The sequence below is a fragment of the Xanthomonas sp. NCPPB 2864 genome (assembly GCF_056675615.1).
The window spans coordinates 325,679-352,298 of record NZ_JBWWVS010000001.1; the positions used below are offsets into that span (position 1 = coordinate 325,679).

The window sequence follows — 26,620 nt, forward strand, 5'->3', positions numbered from 1 at the left end:
TTGCGTGATTATTCAATGCACTGCTGTTGGCCGGGGTTGTGATTGCGGCGGGCGTGTCATGTGGTGGATTTATATAAATCCACCCATGATGTTTTGCATCAAATGGCCTTGAAGCGAGTCGCGTACTTTTGTCAGTTGGATGACATAGGAGGAATAGTCGTTCTCCGACTCGAGAAGGTAGTTGATGAGCAGCGTGAGAGAAGCTAGGACGCAATTGAAGCTATTGAATCCGTCACCATTCTTCAGTGCGAAGACATTGATTTCCGGAGCCACAGCACGGAACCATCGCGGGAAATTTCCGGCATCCTCCTCTGTTACAGGTATCTCGAAACTGACGCAGGTCGGGTCGTCAAGCATGGCGCTATCATCTTGCCAGTGGCCTCCACCGCCTTGGCCAAAGAACGCCCATGGATAACCCGACACATTCGGTACGAGTCCCCTGACGAACTGGACCCGCCCGCGAAGACGAGACAGAACGGCCGTATGACCTGTAAATTGCTGTAACAGGGGAGAGCGCGATAATCTTGAGGATCCGATTCCCATGTTTTGCTCGGTCCAAGCGATCAAGGTCGGGTCGGGGTCGACTTCATAGCGCATGTCTGGCCGGTGCCTCCAACGTCCTTGGTGTCGTGAGATGCCTGCGATGCCGACGGAATTGGTTTGTTCTGACATCAAATCAACTATTACTGTCATTTCACATCTCCTTTCGAGGCGGAAGGTGCAGGCCGGCATATGCCGTACCAAGATGGAGCGACCTGATGGCGGAGTTCTCTTGCCGCTGCGGTAATGCGTACTCGTGGGCTGGCTGCTGCAGGCGCTAGGTTTTATGCGGTGAGATCGGCATGATCCCGGTCTGCGGGGATACGCGCATGCACGCTCGATACAGACGTGGGCTCTTGGACAGGGGTGTCGGAGCGTTTGGTAATACCGCCGATTTCTCTATACTTTATTGGGGAAAATCACAGTTATTATTTTTTTCGAGGGCGCTAGCCAATCGTTGCAGGGCCCTTTGCGCGAGGGTTGCTATGGAATATTGATGTGATTCCATGGAGCTAGGTCCGCACCAGGCGTTAATCCGGATTCGGCTTTGGCCTGGTTTCGACGAGTGCGTTGGCGGATTGATTGACGCAGGTGATGCGCTTATCCGGTCGTTTAATGCATTGAATCAGTGAGGGGAAAGTGGGGTGGCGCGTGGTGTCGTCTATCGATGCAGGGAGTGTCGGGTTGGTTGCAAGGGATCTTCATGCATTGCTGGAGTTTATGGGTTTCTGCTTTTTCCCGATGCAGGAAATACGCGCAATCACGCCGAGCTCGGATCGGCTAAACTCGAATAACTGAGGTCAACTTCCAGCCCATCGCACGGCGTACCAGGAAGCGACAGCACCGCATCCTGTTCGTATTGCCAGAGCATGGCCTGGGAATAGCCGCAGCCGGCTGGATCGGAGGGCTGGACGTGCCGGATGTCGCCGGCGTAGAGGTGACGCCCTGCCGTGGAGACCCGCCAGGCCCAGACGCGCGGGGAGGGGCAGGGGCCGATCCGCGACAGCAGTTCCACTGCGCGCGCGTGCGAGCAGTACAGGCCGGGCGAAAAACCATTGCCCAACAGCGCGGCGATCCACATACGGATGTAGTCGATGGCTGCCTGTGGCGGGCTGCCGCCATCTTCCCAGTCGAGATAGACCACCGCGCCATCGGGAAAGCCTTCGGCGCGTGCCAGCGCTGCGGCCTGTGCACCATCGAGGCTGCCCTGCCGGGCGGTGACGTCGTGCGAACCGGGGCCGATCGTCTGCTGACCAAGGTAGACGGGCGCCAGGCCCCAGCCTTGTGCGATCAACGCAGCGCGTTGGCCCATCCAGCCGGTGTCGGCATGGCTTGGCGCCGGTGCGAGGTAGTAGCCGCACCACGCCAGCTCGGCCTGGGTCTTGAGCCAGTCAAGGGCGGGCAATCCGGGGAATTGATCGGTGTCGAAGCCTGTGTAGAAGGTCATGTCGGAATTCCTTCGGATCGGGCGTTGGCTGGGCCGGGGCTAGATGGCCGCGGCAAGTGGGGCTGCGCTGCTGGATCAACGTGGCGGCGGGGAGCAGGCAGACCGGCGCCAATGAGACGGACGGGTTCATCGCGAGACCGGCTTCATCGCAACGCCGAAACGCATCGCTCCGTCAGCTGGCTATTCCGTCGTCGGCTTTCGGAGTGGCCGGCGACGTCGCCGCCATTGCCTGCTCGGTCTGCTGCTGCGCGGCGGTCACCGCCGCAGCGGCGGCCTGTTCGGCCTGCTGCAGTGCCTGGTTTGCGCTATCGATCGCCTGGTCATTGCCAGCTGCGGCGGTCGCGGCGGTTGCGGCCTGCATGGCCGCCCGTACTGCCCTATCGCTGGCCGCCATCGCCTGATCGATCTGGGCTTGCGCCGCTTTCAGCGCCGCTTCGATCTGCGAGGATCCTGACGATTGCGCAATGGAGGCTGGTGTCTGGTACGGGGGCGTGGGCTGAGTATCGTCGGACATGCGGGTATCTCCTGAAGTGGACGTGGAATGGAGCGGGGTGACGGCATCGGCACGCGATGGTCGCATCGGCACGGCGAGTGGTGCGGTTTCGGTTGGGTGCTGCGCTGCAAGCGCGCGCAGCCTCTCACCGAGTGCGTTTTCGGCCTGCGCCATACCCTGGCGTGCGGCCGCTAGGGCAGCGGCGCGACCTGCATGCACCGCTTCGCGCGCCGCGTCGGCGGCGCTGGTCGCAAGCGGGGCCTGGTCGCCGGCCGCAGCAGGCGGGGGCGGTGCGCTCACTGCGTGGCCTCCGCATCCGTGTCTTGCGAGGTGGTGGGTGATGCAGGTGCGGCACCGAAGTCGCGCAGCGAGATGACGCCGTTGTTGACCTGCAGCAGCGCGGCCAGGGTGTCGTTGTGCATGGAGAACATGCAGCTGCTGCCATCCTGGCCCAGCACCCCACGGCTGGGCCGGTTGGCCGCCAGGAAGGCCTGCGCCGATTGCAGGTAGAGGCGGATCGCGTCGCCCGCCGCCTGGTCGTCGCCGTCGCCTCGGTAGCGGGTGTGCTGGACGATCTGCTGGGCCGCCAGCGATAGCCGCGCGAAGCCGATCTGGCGACCGCGTGCCAGCCATTCGGCAACGCTGCGTTCGACCTCGTTGGGCGAAGGCAGCCCCTGCACCTGTGGGCAATCCAGGGTGGTGAACAGCTGCGGCAACAGCGTCTGCAGTGCCGAGGCCGCCGCATGCGCACGTTCGTCCTCAGCGGCGATGGTGGCGGTGCAGGCCAGGTAGAAGCGGTAGTAGTCACAGAATTCCAGCGGCGTGCGCGCCTGCTCGATGGCGAATGCCGCCGCTTCCTGCTGCAGTGCCGGCGTCGCGTTGTCCGGCGGCGCGTCGGCGGCCAGCTGGCGGAGTGCCAGGCTTTCTTCAAGGTCCAGCGACTGGAACACGCCGGCGCCATCGACCTTCAACTGGGTCAGCAGGCTGCGGCCTGCGGCCAGGTCGCTTGCGGTGTATAGGGCGTTGTCGCGAAAGATGCGCTGCAGCTGCGCCTTGACCACCGAGCCGGTGTCGCCTGCTTCGGCCTGCGCCAGCGTGCCCAGGTCGGTCGGACTCAAGGTCATCAGCTTGACCGGGCTGACCCTCAGCTCCAGCTGCGGCAACAAGGCCAGGCGCGAGCCGTGCAGGCCTTGCTGCACTTCGTCGAGCAGGCTGCTCTCGTCGGAAAAATCGTAGCGCACACCGGGCGATTGGATCGCCCATGCCAGCCACTGCGTGCCTCCATCGATGAAGGCCAGGCACTGCCTGCCCAGCGTCGAGAGCATCGTCGGCATCGAGATCAGGCGGCCTGCGATTGAAACGGACATTGCATGACTCCTTGTGAGTTTAACCAGCGGGGAAATTCTTCAGCACCAGCCCGGCCGCCGAACCGATCCTGGCGAAGTCGTCGGTGGCGCCCTGCATCAGTGCCTGCGCCTGGGTAAGTGCAGTGACGTACTTGTCATCGCCGGTGGCCAGGTACTGCGCCATCGCCACACCGACGGCGGTGGTGGCGATCGTGGAGACATTGCGCAACGCGTCGGTGGCGTCCTGCACCGCGATGGCAGTGGACTGCGCCACCGATTGGTAGGCTTTGCCGGCTCCGCTGGTCAGCACGACCTGCGGGCTCATGGTCGCCAGCTGCACTTGGTTGATGACATCGATGACCTGCGCATTGACCTTTGTCGGTTCCATCTTGATTCCCATGGAATGATCGGCCGCCTTTCAATGAGGCCTGGTGGTAGGGGGGGCTGACCTCATCTCTGCGGACGCCCTATGACTGAGCAGGCGGCGCAGGTGCAGGTGCAGGGATAGATGCAGATGCAGGTGCAACAGGAGCAGCAGATGCAGATGCAGCAACGACAGGGGGTGTGCCTGTAGCTGCAGCTGCGGGTGAAGTTGCGGCTGCAGCAGCAGGAGCATCAGAAGTGGCAGCATCATCGGGGCCGGCACCGGAGGCGGGGGGAGTAGCGGGCAGGGGCGGCGGTACGCTCAGCGCATGCACTTCCAAGAGGTCGGCGGTTGCGGTCGCGGCATCTGCCGAGGCACCTTGCGCTTGCGTTTTCAGCACGTCGACGGCCACCTTGGCCTCCGCCGCTGCGGCGGCGATGAGCGCTGCAGGCGGGGGCGGTACGGGGGGCGGGCCGGGCAACGGCGCGACCGTCGGTGGTGGTCCGGGTGGTGCAGGCGGTGGTGGCGGCGCCACCGGGAACGGTGCCGAGATCATCTTGGCGCAGGCGGCGGTGATCGCTGCTGCATTGATCATGCCGGCGCCTTGCTGCCGGTTGACGGCGTTGTGCATCGCCATGCCCAGCGTCTCCAGCATCACGGCATCGAGCATGCCGAGCGCCTGTGCGGGCGCCTGACCGGTGGTCAGCGTCACGATGCTGCTCACCGCATCGACGACCTGGCTGTTCACGCTACTGTCGTCGATCATGACGAAGTCGCTCCCTTCTGGATGATTAAGGCAAGGATTTGAGTAAGGGCTGCATCGGCAAGCACCTGTCCGCGCTGCTGGTTGGCGACTGCGTTTTCCATTGCGAGGGCGATGGAATCCGACAGCGCCAGATAGGTCGCCCCCATCGCGAAGGCCGGCGCCTGGCCGATCGCCATCGCCGCACCTGTAGCGGCGGTACCGATCAGGTTGGCGACGCTTGCAGCCTGCGCGCTTGGCTCCATGACGGGGCACTGGCATCAGTGTCCTAGGCCAACGACGGCCTGCGCTGTTCAATGCCAGCCGACGCCGAGAACAGCACGGTGTTCTGTGGTTCGTGTCTGCACGCGTACTGCAAGGCTACGCCATCGGGCACGCGTTCCAGGAATGCAAAATTGCCCTGCGGCACGTCGATCATGTTGTCCAGCTTCCGGCGATAGACCAACGGCTGCGCTCCGGGAATCACAGGCAGGATGCCGTCGAACTCGACGTTGATCACTGCCTTTTGATGCGGCGCGAATGTCGCCACGATGGTGCGGCCCCGGATCAGTCTGACGACGACATCCAGGGTGTTGGACGTAGGGATATGACGTAGTTGCAGCATGAGGCGTCCTTTCTCGATTCGGCCAGCGAACTGCGTGGTGGTTGCAAAGGCTTCGCGTATCGAACCAGGCGCCGCTCTCGCTGTGACAGCGGCGCCTGGCTGCCGATTACCGGAGACCGGCGCTCAGGATTTCCCGGGTGGCGACGCCATCGGACGCGGTATCGACCGAATACAGCGTGGACACGCCCTGGGTCGTCGACGCCTGCATCGTCACGTAGGACTGCTGCTGGTTGTTGGTGGCGTTGTGGGCGGCATTGGACAGCGCCTGGCTGGTGGCAACAAACAGGTTGCCCATTGCAATCGCCGGCGCATCGCCGAGGACCTTGGTGTTGACCTGGGAAACGGAATCGGTGATCTGGCTGTTGACGGCGGTCGGAAAGGCCATGGTGATAGCTCCTTGAGGTAGGGAAACAACGAAGACGCTGCGGCGTTAGCGGTTAGCCGAGGATCTTCCTGGTGGCGGCACCCGTGGTGCCGGTATCGAGCGAATACAGCAGCGAGACGCCCATCGTGGTTGCTGCCTGTGCGGTGACATACATCTGCTGTTGCGCGAGGGTTGCGTTGTGGGCCGCGTTGGCCAGCGCCTGCGCGGTGGCCTGGTACAGATTGCCCATGGCTGCGGCTGGAGCGCTTCCCAATACCTGCAGATTGGCCTGGGTAACCGAGTCGGTGATCTGGTCGTTGACGGCGGTGGGAAATGCCATTGGCGAATGTCCTTGGCGTTAGCCGGGCCGTCAGACGCCCAGGATCTGCTTGCTGACGACGCCGGTGGTGGCGGTGTCGATGGAGTACAGCGTCGCCACGCCCATCGTGGTAGCCGACTGCGCAGTGACGTAGCTCTGCTGCTGCGCGTTGGTGGCGTTGTGGGCGGCATTGGCCAGCGCTTGCGCGGTTGCCTGATACAGATTGCCCATCGCGATCGCCGGTGCGTCGCCCAGGACCTTGGTATTTACCTGGGTGACGGAATCGGTGATCTGATTATTGACTGCGGTCGGAAATGCCATTGCTTGCTCCTTATGTGCCAGAAATCACGGTCGGCTTAGCCCAGGCCCTTTATGCCGGTGCTCAGAACCTGCTTGGTCGCAACCCCGGTGGTGGCGGTGTCGATGGAATAGAGGGTGGCCACGCCCATGGTGGTGGCCGACTGCGCAGTGACATAACTCTGCTGCTGCGCATTGGTCGCGTTATGGGCGGCATTGGCCAGTGCCTGCGCGGTGGCCTGGTACAGATTGCCCATGGCGATGGCGGGGGCATCGCCCAGCACCTTGGTATTGGCTTGTGTGACGGAGTCGGTGATCTGGTCGTTGACGGCGGTTGGAAATGCCATGCGTTTCTCCCTGTTCTCGAATGAGTGGAGCGTTTGAACAAACGTGACGATGTCGAGGTTCGGCAGGCGGCCTGCCTGTCCGGAGATGTGTTGCAGTGGCACCGCATCACCGTGGAGAAACAGTAAATCTCCTTGCTCCGGGAAAATTGGTTTAAACGACGGCAATGCCGGGCTTATCGACGTGAAGCCGATCCGCTTTAGGGCGGCATGCGATGTAATGACGCGTTTTGGAACCGCGTGCGGGGAATGTCGTGGTGAATCGCAAAGGGAGTAACAGAAGGACCATGCAGAACAGGCGAGCACAGGCTGCTGCTGACGCAAGGCAGCAACGCTCGCGTCCGCTTGGCGACTCTCTGCGGCAAGTCAATGGCCGGCCGGTACGCTGTCGGTACCTCGCGAAACCGGAGCCCACGCGCATCGATGATTGACCGCGTTGCGGCTGAGCTCGGCGCGCATCACGTCGCAGTGACGTCGGCAGGGCGCTCACTGCGCACATCACTGGAGTGGCGAGATCACGTTCAACGGAACGAGGCGGGAGGGCCGTGTTTGGAGCGGATGCAGACGTGATCCGGGTGACGGCATGGAGGCTGGTCTTGCTATCGCTGAAGACTGCCTTCGTCACTGTGCCGCGTGCCTGGCGCGGCCTGGCAGCATCCCATACGTATCGGCGGTGCTGCCGATCTATTGCTGATGCAGCCACCGCCCGTCATCACGCTCAGCGTGCACTCCCCGGGCGCGCGCGCTGAGCGGCGGTCGACAGCACACCGGTGCGCTGTCGACCCGTGCCTTGGATTACCGCTTGCTCAGCGTCTGCACCGCTTCCACCAGCACGCCCACATGGTCGGGATTCATGTCGGGCGACATGCCGTGGCCGAGATTGAAGACATGGCCTTCGCGCGAGCCGCCATTGCCCTGGGCGTAGCTGTCCAGGGTCTTGCCGACTTCGGCGCGGATCGCGTCGGGCGAGCCGTACAGGGTGGCCGGGTCCAGGTTGCCTTGCAGCGCGACGCGGCCACCGGCGCGCTGGGCGGCGTCGGCCAGCGCGATGGTCCAGTCCACGCCTACCGCTTCGGCGCCGCTGGCCGCCAGCTCGCTGACGTAGGCACCGTTGCCCTTGCCGAACAACACCAGCGGGGTGCGCTCGGCACCGTCGCCGCGTTCCAACTCGCGCGCGATGCGGGTGAGGTAGGGCAGCGAAAACTCGCGGTACATCGCCGGCGACAACACGCCGCCCCAGGTGTCGAACACCTGCAACGCCTGTGCACCGGCCGCGCGTTGCGCGGACAGGTAGGCGATCACCGCATCGGTGACGGTGCCGAGCAGGTGATGCAGCACCTCCGGCGCGTTGAAGGCCATGGCCTTGATGCGCGCGTATTCCTTGCTGCCGCCGCCTTCGATCATGTAGCAGGCCAGCGTCCACGGGCTGCCGGAGAAGCCGATCAGCGGCACCGCGCCGTCCAGCTCACGGCGGATCAGGCGCACCGCATCCATCACGTAACGCAGCTCGGTCTCCATGTCCGGCACGCCCAGCCGATGGATCGCGGCGGCATCGCGCACCGGGTGGCGGAACTTGGGGCCTTCGCCTTCGACGAAATACAGCTCCAGGCCCATCGCATCGGGAATGGTCAGGATGTCGGAGAACAGGATCGCCGCGTCCAGCGGAAAGCGTTGCAGCGGCTGCAGCGTCACTTCGCAGGCGATTTCGGGATTCTTGGCCATGCCGAGGAAGCTGCCGGCGCGCGCGCGGGTGGCGCGGTATTCCGGCAGGTAGCGGCCGGCCTGGCGCATCAGCCACACGGGGGTGCGGTCCACGGGCTGACGGTTCAGGGCGCGCAGCAGGCGATCGTTCTTGAGCATGGGAGGTGTGTCCTCAGCGCGGCGCGTCGGCGCCGCCGGTGATGAGTTGGAAGCCGCGTTTGAGGTGGGTGTCGCGCGCCTTGTCGAAGGCCCGGTCCGCTTCGTCCTGCAGCAGGTATTGGTCGCGTCGCAACTGCGAGCGTCCACCGATCTCGCCGCTTTCGCGCAGCAGCTCCCAGCCGCCGAACAGATCCGGTTGCAGGGTCAGCTGGACGTAGCGGAGCGGCGCGTTGCCGCCAGGATCGTGTTGCAAGTGGATGCGCATGGCGCCGATTGTAGCCGGGCGGTGCTGAAGGCTGGGGGCAATGGGCGCGCCGGGTTGCTCCGCTTGCGAAGGGAGGTTGGCAAGCAGGGATGACGTAGGAGCGCACCTGGGCGCGACGGGGATTTACCGGCAAGCCCTGTCGCGCCCGGGGGCGCTCCTACGAATGTGCCGGAGACAAGCGGCGTTGCTCAGCCCGCCAGGATCTCCAGCACTGCCGCCTCGTCGACATCGGGTACCACCTCGGCCTTGCCGATGCCGCGCCACAACACCAGCCGCAGGCGGCCGGCGATGTTCTTCTTGTCCAGCCGCATGCGCCCCAGCAGGGCCTGCGGCGACAGGCCGGGCGGAATGTCGGTGGGCAGGTCGAAGTCATGCAGCAGCGCGCGCAACGCGTCGGTGTCCTGCGCATCGCTCATGCCCAGCGCGGCCGACAGCCGTGCGGCCAGCACCATGCCGACGGCCACTGCTTCGCCATGGTTGAGGTTGTCGTTGCCGGGCGCGCCATAGCCCTGTTCGGTCTCGATCGCATGGCCGAAGGTGTGGCCCAGGTTGAGCAGCGCACGCTCGCCCTTTTCCAGCGGGTCGCGCGCCACGATGTCGGCCTTGTGCTCGCAGCTGCGCGCGATCGCCTGCGCCAGGGCGTCGGCATCGCGCTCCAGCAGCGCGCGGCGTTCGGCATGCAGCCACTGGAAGAACAGCGGGTCGCGGATGGCGCCGTACTTGATCACCTCGGCCAGCCCTGCGCGCAGCTCGCGCGCGGGCAGGGTATGCAAGGTGTCGGTATCGGCGATCACTGCGCGTGGCGGATGGAACGCGCCGACCAGGTTCTTGCCCTGCGGGATGTCCACCGCGGTCTTGCCGCCGACCGAGGAGTCCACCATCGCCAGCAGGCTGGTGGGCAGTTGCACGCAGTCCACCCCGCGCATCCAGCAGGCCGCCGCGAACCCGGCCAGGTCGCCGACCACGCCGCCGCCGAGCGCGAACACGCAGGCGTCGCGGGTGGCGCCCAGCTCGGCCAATGCCGTGATCGCGGCGCCGAAATTGTCCAGCGTCTTGGAGGCTTCGCCGGCGGCGATCACCAGCTCGCCCAGTTGCAGGTCCGGGCGCGCCTGCAGCAGCGCCTTGCGCACGCCGGCGGCGTACTGCGGGGCCACCTGCGAGTCGCTGAGCAGCAATACGTGGCGGCCGCGCACATGGCTGGCCAGGCGCGCGCCATCGGCCAGCAGGCCGGGCGCAATGGTGATGGTGTACGGCTGCGCACCGTCGACATCGACGCTGCGCGAGGAACGGGGAAGTGTCATGCGGGGGGACTCGACATGCGCCATTGCGCGGCCAGGCGCAGCACTAGCTGCGCGGTGGCCTCGGCGGGGGAGAAATGATCGGTTTCCAGACTGAGGTCGGCGACCTCCTGGTACAGCGGGGTGCGTTGCGCGGCCATCGCATGCAGTACCTGCTCGCGGTCGGGGCGTTGCAACAGCGGCCGGTTGCGGTCGCGCGCCAGCCGGGTGAGCTGGGCCGGCACGCTGACGTGCAGGTACACCACGAAGCCGCGCGCGCGGATGCGCTGGCGGTTGAGCGGATCCAGCACCGCGCCACCGCCGGTGGAAATCAGCTTGTTGTCCTGCTCCAGCAGCGTCTGCAGGGTCTGGACCTCGTGCTGCCGGAACCGCGCTTCGCCGTGCTGTTCGAAAATGGCCGGGATGCTGCTGCCGACCTGCTCGACGATGGCCTGGTCCACGTCGACGAACTCCAGCCCGAAGCGCTCGGCCAGACGGCGGCCGATGCAGCTTTTTCCGGCGCCCATCGGGCCGACCATCACGAGATTGGAAGCGGGGTTCATGCGCAGGGATCGTAGCATTCGGGCCCGCGCATCGGGCCGATCCGCATGGACTGAAACCATTCCGGCGCGGCGACCGCCGGCTGCGCGCAGCAGCATCGACACCCACGCTGCGCGGACAACGGCTGGGACGACCGCTGAAGATGGAGTGGCTGCACGCAACCCGTGGCGAGTGCTTGGCAGCCAGCGTCAGTGGCGCGAAGACGTCCCAATGCGCGCGACCTGCTTTCAGGCATCAGCGGCAGGTTCTTACAGCGGGCGCAGGTCTGTCGACCGCTGCGCATAGGCGAAGCAGGCCCGATGCGCCCACAATAGGCGTCAATCTTGCTGCCCTCGCACCGTCATGACCGATCTGTACGCAGAAGCCCTTGCCACCTTTACCGCGCTGTACGCCGAGGCGCAGGCCGGCGCCGAACTCGAAGCCAGCGCAATGACCGTGGCCACTGCCAACGTGGACGGCCGGCCGAGCGCGCGCACCGTGCTGCTCAAGGCCTTCGATGCGCGCGGGTTCGTGTTCTTTACCCACCTGGACAGCGCGAAGGGCCGCGACCTGCAGACCCATCCGCAGGCCGCCCTGCTGTTTCTGTGGCGCAGCCTGCGCGAGGCCGGCATCCAGGTGCGCATCGAGGGCGGCGTGCAACTGGTCGGCGCGGAGGAATCGGATGCCTACTTCGCCTCGCGCCCGCGCATGAGCCAGATCGGCGCCTGGGCCTCGCTGCAGTCGCAGACGCTGGGCTCGCGTGAGGAGTTCGACGCGGCCATCGCCAAGGTCGAAGCCACCTTCGAAGGCCGCGCGGTGCCGCGCCCGGAGGGCTGGGGCGGGTTCCGGGTGGTGCCGCAGGCATTCGAGTTCTGGTACGGCGCCAAGTTCCGCCTGCACGAGCGCTGGCGTTACGAGGCCGATGCGGCCAGCCACTGGAGCAAGCGGATGCTGTATCCGTGAGCGCGCAGGCCGGCTGGCGGGTGCGCGCGGCGGTGGGCGCCGATGCGCAGGCCTTGCTGGCCCTGCGCCTGGCATTGTGGCCCGATGCCGACGCTGGCGTCGCCGAGCTGCAGGCCGCGCTGGCGCAGGCAGACGCCAGCCACCTGCTGGCGGTGGACGACGCGGATGCGGCGCTGGGTTTTGCCGAGGTGTCGGTGCGCCACGACTACGTCAATGGCACCGAGAGCACGCCGGTGGGCTTTCTGGAAGGCTGGTATGTGAGTCCGGCCTGGCGCGGCCGCGGGCTCGGTCGCGCGCTGGTGGCCGCGGCAGTGGAGTGGACGCGGGAGCAGGGCTGCGCGGAGCTGGCCTCCGATGCGCGGCTGGACGACAGCGGCGCCCAGGCGGCGCATGCGGCATGCGGCTTCGAGCCAACTGAACGGGTGGTCTACTACCGCCTGCAGCTGGCCTGACCGGCTGACTTCTGGCCCTTTCTGCCGGTCGCGGACAGTCTGTAGTATGTCCGCCCATTGCACGGCCGCTGCTGCATCACCGCAGCGGCAACTGCATCACCACCGCTGCATGACCAAAGGACAGGACATCGTATGACGCAGTACACCACTGTCGAATTGCACGGCCTGCTGGCCGAGCGCTACCGCGACCAGCCGATCGAGGTCGAGCTGATCGACGGGCTGGAGCCGGCCATCAACCTCACCCTGGCCGACCACGGCGACATGCAGATCCAGGTCGCCGCCTCCGGCTCGCAGGTGTTCGTTTCCACCCTGCTGGCCAATGCCGACCAGGTCAGCGACCGCGCGGCGTTCAACGACGCCTGCCTGCGCCTCAACCCGCTCAATCCTCTGTCCAACCTGGGCCTGGTGCAGGTCGACGGCAAGGATAGCTATGTGGTCTTCGGCGAACTGTCGGCGTCGTCCACGCTCGACCAGATCGACGAGGAAATCCAGACCCTGGCGGCCAATACGCTGGATGCCGCCGAATCTCTCAAGCCGTTCTTTTCCTAAAGGCGTGTTGTCATGAGTATCTTTTCAAAGCTGATCACGCTGCTGCGTGGCACTGCACACGAAACCGGCCAGAAGGCGGTCGACGCCAACGCGCTGCGCATCCTGGACCAGGAAATGCGCGATGCCGGCGCCCAGCTCACGCGCTCGCGCGAGGAGCTGACCAAGCTGATGGCGCAGAGCAAGCTCGCCCAGCAGAAGATCGACGCGCGCGCCGGCAAGATGGCCGAATACACGCGTTATATCGAAGGTGCGCTGGCCAAGAACGACGAGGCACTGGCGCACGACGTGGCGGTCAAGCTGGCGGCGCTGGAAAGCGAGGACGCCGGCGACAAGGCCTCCAAGAGCTCGCTGGACCAGTCGGTGGTGACGCTCAAGGCCACCATCCAGAAGACCGAGAACCAGCTGCGCGGCATGCGCCAGCAGATCGACACCGTCAAGGCCACCGATGCGGTGCAGAAGGCACAGGCGGCGATTGCCGCGCGCCATTCCGGTGCCAGCAGCAAGATGGGCTCGGCACTGGAATCGCTGGAGCGAATCAAGGCGCGTCAGGCCGAGACCTCCGCACGCATCGAATCGGCCGAAGAGCTGGAGGCAGCCAGTGGCGACGGCGATCTGAACCGGCGTCTGGCTGCGGCCGGCCTGATGGAAGGCGAGTCCAACGCCGCCGCAGTGCTGGCACGCTTCAAGAAGCCGGCCCAGCTCGGCCACGACACCGCCGGCGGCAGCGCGCCGCTGATCGGCCAAGTGCGCGACGTGCAGCAGGTTCCGCGCAGCGACAGCTGATCCGCCGCACGGCACAGGACGCGCCATGATCATCGTCGGAAAGCTGTTGCGGATAGTGCGGCGCCACGTGCGCCGCGTCAGCTGGGGCATGGTGGCGCTGGCATTGCTGGCGCACATGGGGCTGAGCTGGGTGTTGCTGCTGCTGGCCGGCGAGCACAAGCTCGTTGGCCTGGACGCGTTTCCGTACTACTACATGACCACCGCCACCACCATCGGCTACGGCGACCTGTCGCCGGGTTCGGTGGCCGGGCGCTATATCGCCGCGTTCGTGCTGATGCCGGGCGCGGTGGCGCTGTTCGCCACGGTGCTGGCCAAGACCAGCGGCGTGCTCATCATCTTCTGGAGGCGCCACCACATGGGCAAGATGGCTTACGCCGATCTGCGCGGGCACACCATCCTGATCGGCTGGCAGGGCGCCGCGTCCACACGCTTGCTGGAACTGTTGCTGTCCGATACCGCCACCGACGACGAAGGCGTGGTGCTGATCGCCGAGGGCGTGGCCGAGAACCCGATGCCCGACCATATGCGCTTCATCGCCGCCGAGTCCTACACGCATACCGAGGTCTACCTGCGTGCCGGCATCGCCGGTGCGGCGCGGGTGATCGTCAACCCGCCCTCGGACGACCAGACCCTGGCGGCGGTGTTCGCGCTGATGGCGCATGCGCCGCGTGCGCACGTCGTGGCGCACTTCGATTCGGGCAGCGCCGCGCGGCTGGTCAATTGCCACTATCCGGCGATCGAATGCACGCGGCCGATGACCGCCGAGATCCTGGCCCGCGCGGCGCAGGATCCGGGCAGCGCGGCGATCACGGCCGAACTGCTGTCGGTGGACGATGGCCCGACCCAGTTCAGCCTAGCGGTTCCTGCCGATGTCGATCCGCTGGATTACCGCCTGCTGGCCGCCGATTTCGGCCAGCGCGGCGCCCTGTTGCTGGGCCTGCGCGCGCCCGATGGCGCGCTGCGCTTGAACCCGCCCGCACACACCGCGGTGCCGGCCGGTGCCATGCTGTATTACCTGGCCCAACAGCGCGTGCCCGTGCCTGCCATCGCCTGGCAGGCCCTGCGCGCCGAGCCGGTGTCCCATTCCCCATCGCCACAAGGTGCATGACGATGAGTTTTTTCAGCAAGTTGTTCGGTCAACCACAGCCGCCGCCGTTGCCCGGCTCCGGCACTGGCGCCATCGGTCACGCGCTGCCGCTGGGCTTGCGCGTGGGTGGGCAGCTGGAGATCGATACCACGTTGTACCGCATGGCACCGGAGGCCATGACCGCCGAGTTGCCGGGCGGGCATCAAGGCATTCCGTGCTACGGCCACGTCAATCTGGGCGATGGCTATGCCCTGCATCGTTTCTATCTGGACGACGACGCGTTCCTGCAGGTCACCACGGTTGGCGGCGATCTGGAGGCGATGAAGGCCTTCGTGTATTGCGAGACGGTCAATCCGCCCAGCAAGCAGGCGTTTCAGGAGTTCGTGATGCAGCATCCGCATCTGGGTGCGGCGCAGATCGAGTACGCCGGCAAGCGCTGGCAACGCGCCACGCAGTCCACCGACGATGCCGCGCGCATCCCGCCGATCGCCTACGACGAGGTGCTGTACCGCTATCAGCCGCCGCGCCGCGATGGCGATCTGACCCACTACGCCATGCTCTACAGCCGCGATGTACCGGAGCTGCAGCGCGAGGAATTCCTGCTGGTCACCGGCGAGGATTCCGGCCCCAACGAGTTCTGCGTCACCTATGCGGTCGGCATCGATGTCACCGTCGCCGATCTGGATATCACCTGAGCGTGCGCGCTCGTCTTCCACTTACCCTGGTCCTGTCATGAACCCGATCAACCTGCAGAGTTTTCTCGCGTTTCTTTCCTACTTCGGCACCGGCCTGGGCGTGTTGATCGTGGCGGTGGTGCTGGTAACCCTGGTCACCCCGCACAAGGATTTCACCCTGCTGCGGCAGGGCAACGTGGCTGCGGCCACCGCCCTGGCCGGCAACCTGATCGGTGTGGCATTGCCGCTGCATTCGGCCATCACCCATTCGGTGAGCCTGGTCGATGCGCTGATCTGGGGCGCGGTCGCCTGCGGCATCCAGGTCGTGGCGTATCTGCTGGCCAACCTGGTGGCCGGGCGCATCTCGCGGCAGATCACCGACAACGTCACCGCCGCCGGCATCTTTTCGGCCGGCGTGTCGATCGCGGTCGGGCTGATCAATGCCGCGGCGATCACGCCGTAACGGAGCGCAGGCATGAAGCGATCACGCAATCTCAAGCTCACCCTGATGGCCGCATTGCCGGCCGCCCTCGTCACCGGCTGCGGCTCCGAACCGGAAACCGGCGTGGTACTGCAGTCGGCCTCCGACTGCTACCAGATCAAGCAGGAACAGACCGATATCCAGCAGTGCCTCAAGGCCTATGACGAGGCGGTGACCAAGCACCAGCAGGCCGCGCCGCGCTTCAATACGCGCTACGAGTGCGACGAGCAGTTCGGCAGTTGCACGGCGGTGCAGACGGCGCAGGGCCAGCAGAGCTGGATCCCGCCGATGGGCGGGTTCCTGCTGGGCTACGCGTTGGGCAACATGACCGGTGGTGGCGGCTACCGCTATGGCGGCTCGATTCCGCTGTACCGCGATTACCGCAGCGGCGGGTACTACAAGCCCAACGGCGATCTGGCCAGCAACCGCGTCGGCACCGTCCGCGGGCGCAGCGGCGCCATCGACATGCCGTCGCGGGCGATCACCGTGTCGCGCTCGGGTTTCGGCTCCAGTGCGGCGGCGCGCAGTTCGTTCGGTAGCGGCGGGCGCAGCTCCGGATACGGCGGCTGACATGCAACGGATCGCAATTGCCGAGCGCCCGGACTGGCGCGAGCAGGCCGAGTCGCTCGGCTTCCATTTCCACACCATCGACGGCGAGCGGTACTGGGACGAAAGCGCGTATTACGCGTTTACGCTGCAGCAGATCGAAGACGACATCGAGGCGCCCACGCAGGAACTGCACGACATGGCGATGCAGTTGGTGGACGAGGTGGTGGGCTCGGAGCAGCTGATGACGCAGCTGGCGATCCCGCCGTTCTACTGGGACTGGATCGCCACCTCGTGGAAGAACCGCGATTCGCATCTGTACGGCCGCATGGACCTGGCCTATGCCGGCAACGGCCCGGCCAAGCTGTATGAGCTCAACTACGACACGCCGACCTCGCTGTACGAATCGGCGTATTTCCAGTGGCTGTGGCTGGAACAGCAGATCGCCGCCGGTGCGCTGCCCAAGGGCACCGATCAGTACAACCTGATCCAGGACCTGCTGTGCGAAACCCTGGGCGCGCTGGCGGTGGATGGCGCGATCGGTGCGCAGATGCATTTCTCCGCGGTGCGCGATTCGCTGGAAGACCGCGCCACGGTGCGCTACCTGCGCGACTGCGCGCATCAGGTGGGCATCAGCACCGAGGAAGTGGCCATCGAAGACATCGGCCTCAGCGCCGATGGCTGGTTCACCGATGAGCAGGACCGGGTGATCCACACGCTGTTCAAGCTGTATCCGCTGGAATTCATGATGGAAGAACGCTTCGGCCCGGCATTGTGCGCCAACCGCATGCGCCTGATCGAGCCGGCGTGGAAATCGGTGCTGAGCAACAAGGGCATCCTGCCGCTGTTGTGGGAGCGGCATCAGGGCCATCCCAACCTGCTGCCGGCGCGCTTTGCGCAAACCGGCGAAGCACCCACGGCAGGCTGGGTACGCAAGCCGCTGCTGTCGCGCGAGGGCGCCAATATTTCCCTGGTCAGCGCACAGGGCGATGCTGCGCAGACCGATGGCCCGTATGTGGACGGGCCGGCGATCCTGCAGGCGCATCATCCGTTGCCGGTGTTCGATGGCCGGCACGCGCTGGTCGGCAGCTGGGTGGTGGCCGATCGTCCGGCCGGGCTGGGCATGCGCGACGACGGTGGTCCGATCACCCGCGACACCTCGCGCTTCGTGCCGCACGTGATCGTGAACTGATGCAGCAGTGGGTGAGGCAGCGCCGCTGCGACGCGGCGCTGCCGTGTGGCGCGATCGCCCTTGCATGTGGTCGTGAGTAAAGCGCTGCTTCCGCATGGCCGGGTTGTACGTAACGGCTCGCGCTGTATGAGGCAGCTGTTGCCCCGTATCGCGTGACACATGCTGCAGTGACGCGCAAGCCCTGCGCTGCCTGCCGCGCAGCGCAGGTTTTCCACACCCCCTGTGGATGGAACTTGCACAAGGCTGTGGACAAGTGGGTGCAGGCCCCGGCCTGCAACGCTGTCAAGATGGGTGGCGAAAAAATGACCAGCCGCTCGCGGATACGTTTTTTCCGGTCCCGATCGCAGCGATCTCGACAGGATCGGCAAAGTCGGTTGCGCTGTGGGCGATGAGATGTGCCGGGTTTGCGTCATGCCAACGCGACGTGCCGAGCAGGCGGATCCAGCAAATCGTGCAGACCGTACGCGCGCTGCATGCGATGCGGGCGATACACATCGACTGAGCGCGACACGTCAGCCTCGCGATCAGTGTTCTCTTGCTTCGATACACCGCGCACACCGCACACCCATTACACCCGCCGCGCCACCAACAGGCCCGCCACCGCCAGCAGCCATGCCAGGGCGAACACGCTCAGGTAGGCGGCTGCAGTCGCCGAGGCCAGCAGCGCGGCGAATAAGGCGCCGGCCAGCGCCAGCATGCCGGCCACCGCAATCGCCTCGCTCAACTGCAGCGCCGAACTGTTGGCGCCTTGCTGCGCCGGCGGCGACAGCGACAACGTCAACACCGACAGGCTCGGATACAGCAGGCCCATGCCCAGGCCGGTCAGCGCCCAGCCGGCAATCGCCACCGGCACCGGGATGACCGGCCACACCGCTCCCGCGCTGATCACGATGCCCAGCGACATGAAGCACGCACCGGTCGTGAGCAGGCGTGGGCGCGACCAGCCGGCGCGGCTATGGCCCTGGTACCAGGAGCCACTGAACCAGCCCAGCGCGCCGACGCTCAGCGCCACGCCGGCCAGCAGCGGCGACAGGCCGCGCTCGCGCGACAGCAGCAACGGCAGGAACGCCTCGAAGCCGAAGAAGGCCGCCGCCGCGATCCCGCGCAGCGCGATCACGCTGGGCAGCCCGCGCGCAAGCCGCAGCGTGCCGGCCGGCAACAGCTGCCAGGCGCAGCACACGGTGAGCGCCAGTGCCGGCAGCATCGCCAGCAACGCGCTCGTGCCGTGCAGCTGCCCGCCCAGATACACGCCCAATACGCCCAAGGCCGCACCCACCGCCCAGCGCAACGCGGAACGCGACGCGCCGGCTGTGTCGCTGGACCAGGTGCGCCCGCGGATCGCCGGCCACAGCATCAGCCCGGCCGGTATCGCCAGCAGCGGCACCGACAGGAACACCCAGCGCCAGCCGACGTGCTGCACGATCAATCCGCTGATGCCTGGCCCGATCAACGAAGGCACCACCCAGCCGGCCGAGAACGCGGCAAACACGCGGGGCCGCAAGGCTTCCGGATACAGGCGCCCGACGATCACATACAGCGCCACCGAATACGCGCCGGCCCCCAGGCCTTGCAGCAGGCGGCCGGCAATCAGCACCGGCATGCTCGGCGCCAGCCCTGCCACCAGCAGGCCGATCACGAAGCACAGCAGGCCGTAGGCCAGCGCGCCGCCCGGGCCATGCCGGTCGCTCCAGCGCCCGGCGGCGGTCATGCCGACCACGCTGGTCGCCAGGGTGCCGCCGAACGCCAGCGCATACAGCGGCAAGCCATTCAATTCGCGCGCGACGGTCGGCATGGCGGCGGCCACCGCCAGCGATTCGAAGGCATTGAGCGATACCAGTGCCACCATGCCCAGCGTTGCGGCGCGATACGGCGCGGCCAGGATGGAAGTGGGTTGGGCCTCATTGAGTGGCGTGGCGGGCAGGGCGGTATCGGCGGGCATCGAGCATCCAGAAACTGAAGTGTGTAGAGCCATGACCACGGGGCTTGCACCGGTCATGGCCGCGCAGCATCCTGCCTCAACCAAGGTTGAGGTCAAGGCAATGCAGCGTGAGTTGTCCGTGGGCGAGGTGGCCAAGCGCAGTGGCGTGGCGGTGTCGGCTTTGCATTTCTACGAGCGCAAGGGCCTGATCCGCAGCCTGCGCACTGCCGGAAATCAACGCCGCTATGCGCGCGACGTGCTGCGGCGCATCGCCGTGATTCGCGTGGCGCAACGGCTCGGCGTGCCGTTGCGGGAGGTGCTGGATGCGTTCTCGGTGCTGCCGGACCAGCGCACGCCCACGCGTGCGGAATGGGCACGCATGTCGGCACGTTGGCGCGGGCAACTGGATGCGCGCATCGCCGAGCTGCAGGCCCTGCGCGACCAGCTCACCGACTGCATCGGTTGCGGCTGTCTGTCGCTGCGCCGCTGCCGGTTGAGCAACCCGGGCGATGCGCTGGCCGAGGGTGGGGATGGCGCGTTGCGCTTGTCGCGGCTTGCTGCCGATTGAGGTGGCAAGCGCGGGCTAGCCGCCGCCAGGGCAGGGCTGGTGCGATCGGCATCTGCAGATCGCGCGCGGGCCGCGGCTGCTGCGCCCCGGGCAGCCTGTCACCGCCGAGAGAAGTTCGATGCCGCAACCGGGACCAATGGCAGTGCCGTGCCTGGCGAAGGCGACCGTAGGATGGGGATCCCCTCCGCCGCAGGACTTCACGCATGTTCCCCACCTTGCGCCGTTCGCTCGCCGTTGCGCTGTCGCTGGCATGCATCACCTCGTCCGCGCACGCCGCGCCCGCCACCAGCGCCGCCGCGCCGGCAAGCGTCTTCGATCCGCTGGCCTTGTTCGCACCGCTGCAACTGCCCGATGCACCCAACGCCTACCGCAGCGGCAGCGGCGTCCCCGGCCCGCTGTTCTGGCAGAACCGTGCCGACTACAGCCTCAACGCCAGCATCGACCCGGCGACCCACACGCTCACCGGCGAGGCGGCGATCCACTACACCAACCGCAGCCCGGACACGCTGGACGTGCTGTGGCTGCAGCTGGACCAGAACATCTACCGCGCCGATGCGCGCGCTGCCGCCAGCCGGCCGTCGCGCCGCACCCAGTTCACCGACGGCATGCAGATCGCCAGTGTCGAGATCGACGATGGAGGGCGTCGCCAGCCTGCGCATTTCGTCGTCGACGACACCCGCATGCGGGTGGACCTGCCGCAGCCGTTGGCCGGGCAGGGCAAGGCGCTGACCGTGCATGTCCGCTACCGCTACACGATTCCGGGCACCTGGGGCGGGCGCACTGCGGTCAGTGCCAGCAAGCAGGGCGAGATCTACGAGATTGCACAGTGGTATCCGCGCATGGCCGTCTACGACGATCTGCGCGGCTGGGACACGCAGCCGTATCTGGGCTCGGAGTTCTATCTGGAGTACGGCGACTTCGACTACGCGGTGACCGTGCCGGAGGGCTTCCTGGTCGCCGGTTCCGGCGCGCTGACCAATCCGGCCGAGGTGCTCAGCCGCAGCGAGCAGCAACGCCTGCAGCAGGCACGCAGCAGCGATCGTACGGTGCTGATCCGCACGCCCGAGGAAGTAAGCGCGCGCGCTGCCAAACCTGCGGGAAACGCCACGCGCACCTGGCGCTTCCATATGGACAACACCCGCGATGTCGCGTTTGCCGCCTCGCCTGCGTTCGTGTGGGATGCCGCGCGCATCAAGCTGCCGGGCGGCAAGCAGTCGCTGGCGATGTCGGTGTATCCGCTGGAGGGCGTGGGCGCGGACAAGTGGAACCGCTCCACCGAATACGTCAAGGGCGCGATCGAACATTTCTCGCAGTGGTACCCGTATCCATGGCCGGCCGCGATCAACCTGGGCGGGTACGGTGCGGGCATGGAGTATCCGGGCATCGTCTTCGACGGTTTCGAAGACAGCGGCAAGGAGTTGTTCTGGATCACCGCGCACGAGATCGGACACACCTGGTTCCCGATGATCGTCGGCTCCAACGAGCGCCGCCACGCGTTCATGGACGAAGGCTTCAACACCTTCATCGACGTCTATGCATCCGATGCCTTCAACAAGGGCGAGTACGCGCCCAAGCGCGATTCGGAATATGCGCCCAAGGGCGGCAACCCGGTCGACGAAATCCTGCCGCTGCTGGCCGATGCCGGTGCGCCGACATTGATGGACAACGCCGATTCCACCAGCGAGACCTACCGGCATTCGCTGACCTATTTCAAGGGCGCGTTGGGGTTGGTGCTGTTACGCGAGCAGATCCTGGGGCCGGAGCGTTTCGATCCGGCCTTTCGCAAATACATCGCGACCTGGGCCTACAAGCACCCGACGCCGTCGGATTTCTTCCGGCTGATGGAAAGCGAGAGTGGCGAGAATCTGGCCTGGTGGTGGCGCGGCTGGTATCTCAACAACTGGCAGCTGGACATGGGGATCAGCGAGGCCCATTACGTCGATCACGATCCTGCCAAGGGCCTGCAACTCACGCTGCGCAGCCGCCAGAAACTGGTGATGCCGGTCACCGTGCGGGTGGACCTGGCCGACGGCAGCCATCTGGACCGCCGCGTGCCGGTGGAAACCTGGCTGCAGAACACCGCGCCCAAGCTGACGCTGCCGACCACGCAGAAAGTGCTGCATGTGACGCTGGATCCGGACCATGTGTTGCCCGATGCCCAGCGTGGCGACAACCAGGTCGATACGATCGGCTAGCGGCTGCCGATCGCTGGCGTCTGCGCTGCAATGGCGCAGATGCTGCGGGCGTTCCGCCCATGCGGTTCACCGTCACCAGCGGCGCAATCGATTGCAGCGATTGCGCCGTTTTTTCGTTGCGCCCTGCAGTCCGATGTCGCGCGCAAGCGCGCAATGACGTGCCCGCATCGGCGTCCACTGCCACGCGTGTGCGCCTCAGCACATCGCCGTTGAAGGCGGCCGCGCTGCGATTCTCGCGCTGCTTTGCGCAACTGCTTCGTATGGTGTTGCTGCGGCCAGGCGACGACATGCAACTGCGCCGTTGCGGCGTAGTTATCGCCATCACTGGCTGGTAACGCTTACAGCCACGCTGCGCCTGCTTTCGCGCTGCGGACTCAAGCGCACGCGGTGTTTTGTGTCTGCATGTGGCTTGGTGTGTTTGCTGCAACGCACGGTGACAAGCCCCGCCACGCGTGACTAGGCTGCGGCCCGTGTTAGCGCTATCAGTCCTGCATTGCCCGCTGGTACGCGGTTGCATGCAGAGGCGCAGGGCGAGACACGTGGTGCAGGGCGTACTGGTTGGGAAGGCAGTCGCAGGTGCGGTACAGCGCCAGGTGCACGGCGCGTCCGTGAGGACGTGGCACGCACATGGCTTGCATCAGGGGGGATGCGCCGGCAGTCGAGGCGGCGGATCAGAGCAAGTGCTGTGCAGGGATGTATGTCGCGTGCCGTCCAGGCGCGTGGCCAGGCAAGCGCCGCGTCGCATTCCGCGACCACGGCCGTGGGTGTTGGACTCCAGACCCGAGGATAGATCGATGCGTCGTACGTTGAGCAAGTTCAAGTCGAAGGCCATGTTTACCTTCGTCGGTGGCATCCTGGTGATCAACCCCGCCTTTGCGCAGGACGTTACCGCGCAGCAGGTGCCGCCACCGCAGTCCGGCGCACAAACCGCCACCACCCTGGATGCGGTCAATGTCACCGGCATCCGCAGCAGCCTGGATCAGTCGATGGGCATCAAGCGCGATGCTGCCGGCGTGGTGGATGCGATCAGCGCCGAAGACATCGGCAAATTTCCCGATACCAATCTGGCCGAGTCGCTGCAACGCATCACCGGTATCTCGATCGAGCGCCGCGATGGCGAAGGCGCGCAGGTCACCGCGCGCGGCTTCGGCCCGCAGTTCAACACCGTCACCCTCAACGGCCGCCTGATTCCCGGTGCCGATGCGTTCGGCGCGCCGGGCCAGACCCCGATCGGTGGTGTGGATGTGGGCACGCGCGCGTTCAACTTCGCCCAGCTCGCCTCCGAAGCCATCACCGGCATCGAGGTGTTCAAGACCAGCCGTGCCACCGCGCCCAGCGGCGGCATCGGCGCCACCATCAACATCCAGACCGACAAGCCGTTCAATCACGAAGGCGTGGTGGCCAATGCCGGCGCCAAGATGGTGTCGGATCGTTCGCAGCCGTTCGGCGATTCGCTCACTCCTGAAGTCTCCGGCATCTTCAGCTATACCAATCCCGACAAGACCTTCGGCATCGGCCTGAGCGGCAGTTACCAGAAGCGCCATGGCGGCTCGGTGCAGGCCACCGAAAACACCTGGAACATCCAGCGCTGGACCGGTACCGACCCGGCCCTGCGCCCGGATGCGGTGGTGACCAACGCGCCGGCGATCGGCCAGCTGTACGGCATGCCCAACGATCTGCGCTATGCCTTTGCCGACTTCCAGCGCGAGCGCACCAATGGCCAGGCGGTGATGCAGTTCGCGCCCAGCGACAGCCTGACCCTGACCCTGGACTACACCTATTCGTCCAACGAAATCCGCGAAGAGCGCGGCGAGCAGGGCATCTGGCTGCAGCGCGCCAACAGCTTCACCGATCTGACCTTCGACACCGGCCAGGCGGTGGCCACCCCGGTGTACCTGCGCGACGTGCCCAACGGCGCCAAGGACTTCGGCATGGAGCAGCAGCGCAACGAGCAGAAGTACACGCTCGGCTCGCTCGGCTTCAATGCCGACTGGCAGGTGAGCGACCGCTTCCAGCTGTCCTTCGATGCGCACAACTCCAAGACCAAGAGCCTGCCCAACGACCCGGTCACCGGCGGCAGCGCCACGTACTTCAGCTTCGCCGGCACCAACAACTGCAGCAACGGCCCGTCCTGCGGCGGTCAATGGGGGCAGGAGCTGCGCTTCAACAATGGCCTGCCGATTGGCGCACGCACCTGGTATCCCACCGCGGCCGATTCCCTGGCCGGCACCAACGGCGTGCTCAACCCGGACTTCACCCCCGCCGAGCTTGGCTCGCAGGTCCTGCGCATCTTCTATCAATCGCAGGTCACCGAGATCAAGGAAGGCCGCATGGACGGCACCTTCGATTTCGAGGACGGGCGCTTCCAGTTCGGCGTGAGTACCGCCAATACCACCATGAACCGGCTCACCAGCGACACCAATTCCACGCTGGGTGACTGGGGCGTGGCCAACGCCGGCAACGAGCCCGGCATGCAGGCGCTGCTGCGGCCGGTGAGCATCACCGGCATGTTCAAGGACTTCAACGCCAATGGCGCCGCGCCCAATGCATGGCGCGGCGATGCCGATCAGCTGGCGCTGTGGGGTGGCAGCCAGTACGGCGCCACCACCCGCTACAACCCGCAATACAGCGCCGACAACCAGGTGGAAGAGAAGACCCGCGCTGCCTACGTGCAGCTGGAACTGAAGGGTGACATCTCCGGCATGACCACCAATACGCGGCTGGGCTTGCGCTACGAGCGCACCGATGTGGAATCCACCTCGCAGGTGGCCACGCCCACGGCGTTGTTGTGGCAAGCCAACAACGACTTCCAGCTGTTGCGCTCCACCGAGCAGCAGCCCTTCAGCGAGAAGACCAGCTACAACTACATCCTGCCCAATCTGGACTTCAGCATCGACATCTCCGATCAGCTGAAGGGGCGCGCCTCGTTCGGCCAGACCATCGCACGCGCGCCCTACAACAACCTGATCGCCGGCCCGACGCCGAATACGCCCAATGGCTCGATCCTGATCAATCCGTCCAACCGTGCCGGCGGCAGCTCGCAGAACCCGCAACTGGACCCGCTGGAATCGGACAACCTCGATCTGGCGCTGGAGTGGTACTTCGCCGATGCCAGCTACGTGTCGGCCACGTTCTGGAACAAGCGCGTCAGCAACTTCATCGGCAACACGGTCTCGCGCGAATCCCTGTACGGGCTGAGCGATCCCACCTCCGGCCCTGACGCCCAGGCCGCGCTGGCGTTCCTGCAGAGCGGCGCCTGTGCGGCGCAGGTGGGCGCCTCCGGCAACGACGTCGCGGCGGCGTGCTCGGCCAACGACACCTCGCTGTTTGCGGCGATGGCGCTGCTGCGCAATGCCGCGGCCACCGGCGGGCTGGCCGCCTACAACGGCAGCTCGGCGCAGAGCCTGGCACTGGAGAATGCCTACGACATCGTCGGCAATGCCTCCGATCCGCTGTATCAGTTCGACGTGTCGCGCCCGGTCAACCAGAACAAGGCCAACATCCACGGCTGGGAACTGGGCGGGCAGTACTTCTTCGACAGCACCGGCTTCGGCATCTACGCCAACTACACCATCGTCGAAGGCGATGTGGGCTTCGACAACACTGTGATCGATCGCGACCAGTTCGCGCTGCTTGGCCTCAGCGACACCGCCAACGTGATGCTGATGTACGAAAAATACGGCTGGAGCGCGCGTCTGGCCTGGAACTGGCGCGACGAGTATCTGATCGCCGCCAACCAGGACAATGCCAACCGCAATCCGTACTACGTCGAGGCGTATCAGCAGTGGGACCTGAGCGTCAGCTACAGCTTCAGCAAGCAACTTTCCGTGGGCTTTGAGGCGATCAACCTCACCGGCGAAGACGTGCGTTGGCATGGGCGCTCGGACAAGCAGATCATCCGCCTGATCGACCAGCAGCCACGCTACACGCTGGGTGTGCGTTACGCGTTCTGACCCACCGGCTGCGCTCACTTCCCTCCCGGTGAGCGCAGCCGGTGCCTGGTGGGGCAGATGCCGACGTGCAGGCTGGTGCGGGCCAGCCGCGCGCTTTTTCGAAGGCGGCCGGCGAGCGTTCGCTGGCTGCGCCACGTGGCCGCATCGAGTCGTCAGCCTGCGCACCGGTCCGGCGGCCGCAACCGCAGGCGCGAGCTGGATGCCGCCGCGCATCCCTTGGTGTCGCCGGCACACGCGGCGCTTGCTTGCACCCACACACGGCCGCCGAGTCACACCGGCGATATAGGTTGCTGCAGGCCTGGCCCCGATGCTGCTGTGCCGCTTGCCGGCCTGCCGCTTTTTGGCAATGCTCGCCACCAGCAAGTGCGGTACCTGGCCGCGCGATCGACGCATTCCACGCAATGCGGTACTCCGTGGCGGAGCACCGTTGGAGTTT

At 65.9% G+C, this 26,620-nt stretch carries 29 protein-coding genes; 12 read left to right on the forward strand and 17 right to left on the reverse strand.

The features are described 5' to 3' along the window. Positions 1-69: 69 nt before the first annotated feature. The 16 genes from AC1KVE_RS01225 to AC1KVE_RS01300 form a co-directional block, all read right to left on the reverse strand. Positions 70-693, reverse strand: coding sequence for a hypothetical protein (locus tag AC1KVE_RS01225; protein WP_223293132.1), 624 nt, complete (start codon positions 691-693; stop codon positions 70-72). A gap of 607 nt (positions 694-1,300) precedes the next feature. Continuing rightward, complete coding sequence (locus AC1KVE_RS01230; protein ID WP_054591483.1) at positions 1,301-1,987, reverse strand: glycoside hydrolase domain-containing protein; 687 nt, start codon at positions 1,985-1,987, stop codon at positions 1,301-1,303. Between the two features lie 172 nt (positions 1,988-2,159). After that, entirely contained in the window at positions 2,160-2,501 is a 342-nt protein-coding gene (locus AC1KVE_RS01235) for a hypothetical protein (protein ID WP_481092004.1), read from the reverse strand. A 275-nt stretch (positions 2,502-2,776) separates the two neighbouring features. Continuing rightward, positions 2,777-3,847, reverse strand: coding sequence for a hypothetical protein (locus AC1KVE_RS01240; protein WP_184613337.1), 1,071 nt, complete (start codon positions 3,845-3,847; stop codon positions 2,777-2,779). A 19-nt stretch (positions 3,848-3,866) separates the two neighbouring features. After that, positions 3,867-4,214 (reverse strand): hypothetical protein, encoded by a 348-nt coding sequence (locus AC1KVE_RS01245; RefSeq protein WP_024939226.1) that lies wholly within the window; start codon positions 4,212-4,214, stop codon positions 3,867-3,869. A 79-nt stretch (positions 4,215-4,293) separates the two neighbouring features. Then, positions 4,294-4,956 (reverse strand): RebB family R body protein, encoded by a 663-nt coding sequence (locus AC1KVE_RS01250; protein ID WP_080689427.1) that lies wholly within the window; start codon positions 4,954-4,956, stop codon positions 4,294-4,296. Next, positions 4,953-5,198: a RebB family R body protein gene (locus AC1KVE_RS01255; protein ID WP_024939223.1), complete on the reverse strand. Its 246-nt coding sequence runs from the start codon at positions 5,196-5,198 to the stop codon at positions 4,953-4,955. The genes AC1KVE_RS01250 and AC1KVE_RS01255 overlap by 4 nt, the downstream gene beginning before the upstream one ends. A 23-nt stretch (positions 5,199-5,221) precedes the next feature. Continuing rightward, complete coding sequence (locus AC1KVE_RS01260) at positions 5,222-5,557, reverse strand: hypothetical protein (protein ID WP_102256381.1); 336 nt, start codon at positions 5,555-5,557, stop codon at positions 5,222-5,224. Positions 5,558-5,663: 106 nt separating this feature from the next. After that, positions 5,664-5,942: a RebB family R body protein gene (locus AC1KVE_RS01265; protein ID WP_166749062.1), complete on the reverse strand. Its 279-nt coding sequence runs from the start codon at positions 5,940-5,942 to the stop codon at positions 5,664-5,666. A 52-nt stretch (positions 5,943-5,994) separates the two neighbouring features. Further along, positions 5,995-6,261 carry a RebB family R body protein gene (locus AC1KVE_RS01270; RefSeq protein WP_054591479.1) on the reverse strand — a complete coding sequence of 89 codons (267 nt, stop codon included), beginning with the start codon at positions 6,259-6,261 and terminating at the stop codon, positions 5,995-5,997. Between the two features lie 30 nt (positions 6,262-6,291). After that, positions 6,292-6,561: a RebB family R body protein gene (locus AC1KVE_RS01275; protein WP_024938705.1), complete on the reverse strand. Its 270-nt coding sequence runs from the start codon at positions 6,559-6,561 to the stop codon at positions 6,292-6,294. A gap of 35 nt (positions 6,562-6,596) precedes the next feature. Beyond that, positions 6,597-6,884: a RebB family R body protein gene (locus tag AC1KVE_RS01280; RefSeq protein ID WP_024938706.1), complete on the reverse strand. Its 288-nt coding sequence runs from the start codon at positions 6,882-6,884 to the stop codon at positions 6,597-6,599. A gap of 792 nt (positions 6,885-7,676) precedes the next feature. Then, positions 7,677-8,741, reverse strand: a complete 1,065-nt coding sequence (gene hemE, locus AC1KVE_RS01285; protein WP_154832403.1) for a uroporphyrinogen decarboxylase — start codon at positions 8,739-8,741, stop codon at positions 7,677-7,679. Between the two features lie 13 nt (positions 8,742-8,754). After that, positions 8,755-9,006: a WGR domain-containing protein gene (locus tag AC1KVE_RS01290; RefSeq protein ID WP_006449079.1), complete on the reverse strand. Its 252-nt coding sequence runs from the start codon at positions 9,004-9,006 to the stop codon at positions 8,755-8,757. Between the two features lie 188 nt (positions 9,007-9,194). Continuing rightward, positions 9,195-10,307 carry a 3-dehydroquinate synthase gene (gene aroB, locus AC1KVE_RS01295; protein WP_065032601.1) on the reverse strand — a complete coding sequence of 371 codons (1,113 nt, stop codon included), beginning with the start codon at positions 10,305-10,307 and terminating at the stop codon, positions 9,195-9,197. Further along, on the reverse strand, positions 10,304-10,846 hold the full coding sequence (locus tag AC1KVE_RS01300) for a shikimate kinase (RefSeq protein WP_102256383.1): 543 nt from the start codon (positions 10,844-10,846) through the stop codon (positions 10,304-10,306). Before AC1KVE_RS01300 ends, aroB begins: the two co-directional genes overlap by 4 nt. Positions 10,847-11,186: 340 nt before the next feature. Here AC1KVE_RS01300 and pdxH point away from each other — a divergent pair, with 340 nt between their 5' ends. From pdxH to AC1KVE_RS01345, 9 genes are all read left to right on the forward strand, one after another. Continuing rightward, entirely contained in the window at positions 11,187-11,786 is a 600-nt protein-coding gene (pdxH, locus tag AC1KVE_RS01305) for a pyridoxamine 5'-phosphate oxidase (RefSeq protein ID WP_481092003.1), read from the forward strand. After that, complete coding sequence (gene aac(6') / locus AC1KVE_RS01310) at positions 11,783-12,238, forward strand: aminoglycoside 6'-N-acetyltransferase (RefSeq protein ID WP_481092002.1); 456 nt, start codon at positions 11,783-11,785, stop codon at positions 12,236-12,238. The genes pdxH and aac(6') overlap by 4 nt, the downstream gene beginning before the upstream one ends. Before the next feature lie 132 nt (positions 12,239-12,370). Then, positions 12,371-12,787, forward strand: coding sequence for a YjfI family protein (locus AC1KVE_RS01315; RefSeq protein ID WP_005995044.1), 417 nt, complete (start codon positions 12,371-12,373; stop codon positions 12,785-12,787). A gap of 12 nt (positions 12,788-12,799) precedes the next feature. Then, positions 12,800-13,570, forward strand: a complete 771-nt coding sequence (locus AC1KVE_RS01320; RefSeq protein WP_024938711.1) for a PspA/IM30 family protein — start codon at positions 12,800-12,802, stop codon at positions 13,568-13,570. Between the two features lie 25 nt (positions 13,571-13,595). Further along, complete coding sequence (locus AC1KVE_RS01325) at positions 13,596-14,678, forward strand: potassium channel family protein (protein ID WP_481092001.1); 1,083 nt, start codon at positions 13,596-13,598, stop codon at positions 14,676-14,678. Next, entirely contained in the window at positions 14,675-15,352 is a 678-nt protein-coding gene (locus AC1KVE_RS01330) for a YjfK family protein (RefSeq protein WP_005995051.1), read from the forward strand. Before AC1KVE_RS01325 ends, AC1KVE_RS01330 begins: the two co-directional genes overlap by 4 nt. 37 nt (positions 15,353-15,389) lie before the next feature. Further along, positions 15,390-15,794 carry a DUF350 domain-containing protein gene (locus AC1KVE_RS01335; protein ID WP_005995053.1) on the forward strand — a complete coding sequence of 135 codons (405 nt, stop codon included), beginning with the start codon at positions 15,390-15,392 and terminating at the stop codon, positions 15,792-15,794. A gap of 12 nt (positions 15,795-15,806) precedes the next feature. Next, a complete protein-coding gene (locus tag AC1KVE_RS01340) occupies positions 15,807-16,382 on the forward strand; it encodes a DUF1190 domain-containing protein (RefSeq protein ID WP_024938714.1) in 576 nt (191 codons plus the stop codon). 1 nt (position 16,383) lies between these two features. Next, positions 16,384-17,550 carry a glutathionylspermidine synthase family protein gene (locus AC1KVE_RS01345; RefSeq protein ID WP_481092000.1) on the forward strand — a complete coding sequence of 389 codons (1,167 nt, stop codon included), beginning with the start codon at positions 16,384-16,386 and terminating at the stop codon, positions 17,548-17,550. Positions 17,551-18,118: 568 nt separating this feature from the next. On the opposite strand, the gene AC1KVE_RS01350 is transcribed toward AC1KVE_RS01345, so the two are convergent. Beyond that, complete coding sequence (locus tag AC1KVE_RS01350) at positions 18,119-19,489, reverse strand: MFS transporter (protein ID WP_481091999.1); 1,371 nt, start codon at positions 19,487-19,489, stop codon at positions 18,119-18,121. A 100-nt stretch (positions 19,490-19,589) separates the two neighbouring features. Here AC1KVE_RS01350 and soxR point away from each other — a divergent pair, with 100 nt between their 5' ends. From soxR to AC1KVE_RS01365, 3 genes are all read left to right on the forward strand, one after another. Continuing rightward, a complete protein-coding gene (gene soxR / locus AC1KVE_RS01355; protein WP_481092057.1) occupies positions 19,590-20,036 on the forward strand; it encodes a redox-sensitive transcriptional activator SoxR in 447 nt (148 codons plus the stop codon). 203 nt (positions 20,037-20,239) lie between these two features. Further along, entirely contained in the window at positions 20,240-22,231 is a 1,992-nt protein-coding gene (locus tag AC1KVE_RS01360) for a M1 family aminopeptidase (protein ID WP_481091998.1), read from the forward strand. Between the two features lie 794 nt (positions 22,232-23,025). Then, positions 23,026-26,184, forward strand: coding sequence for a TonB-dependent receptor (locus AC1KVE_RS01365; RefSeq protein WP_054591471.1), 3,159 nt, complete (start codon positions 23,026-23,028; stop codon positions 26,182-26,184). Positions 26,185-26,620 lie beyond the last annotated feature (436 nt).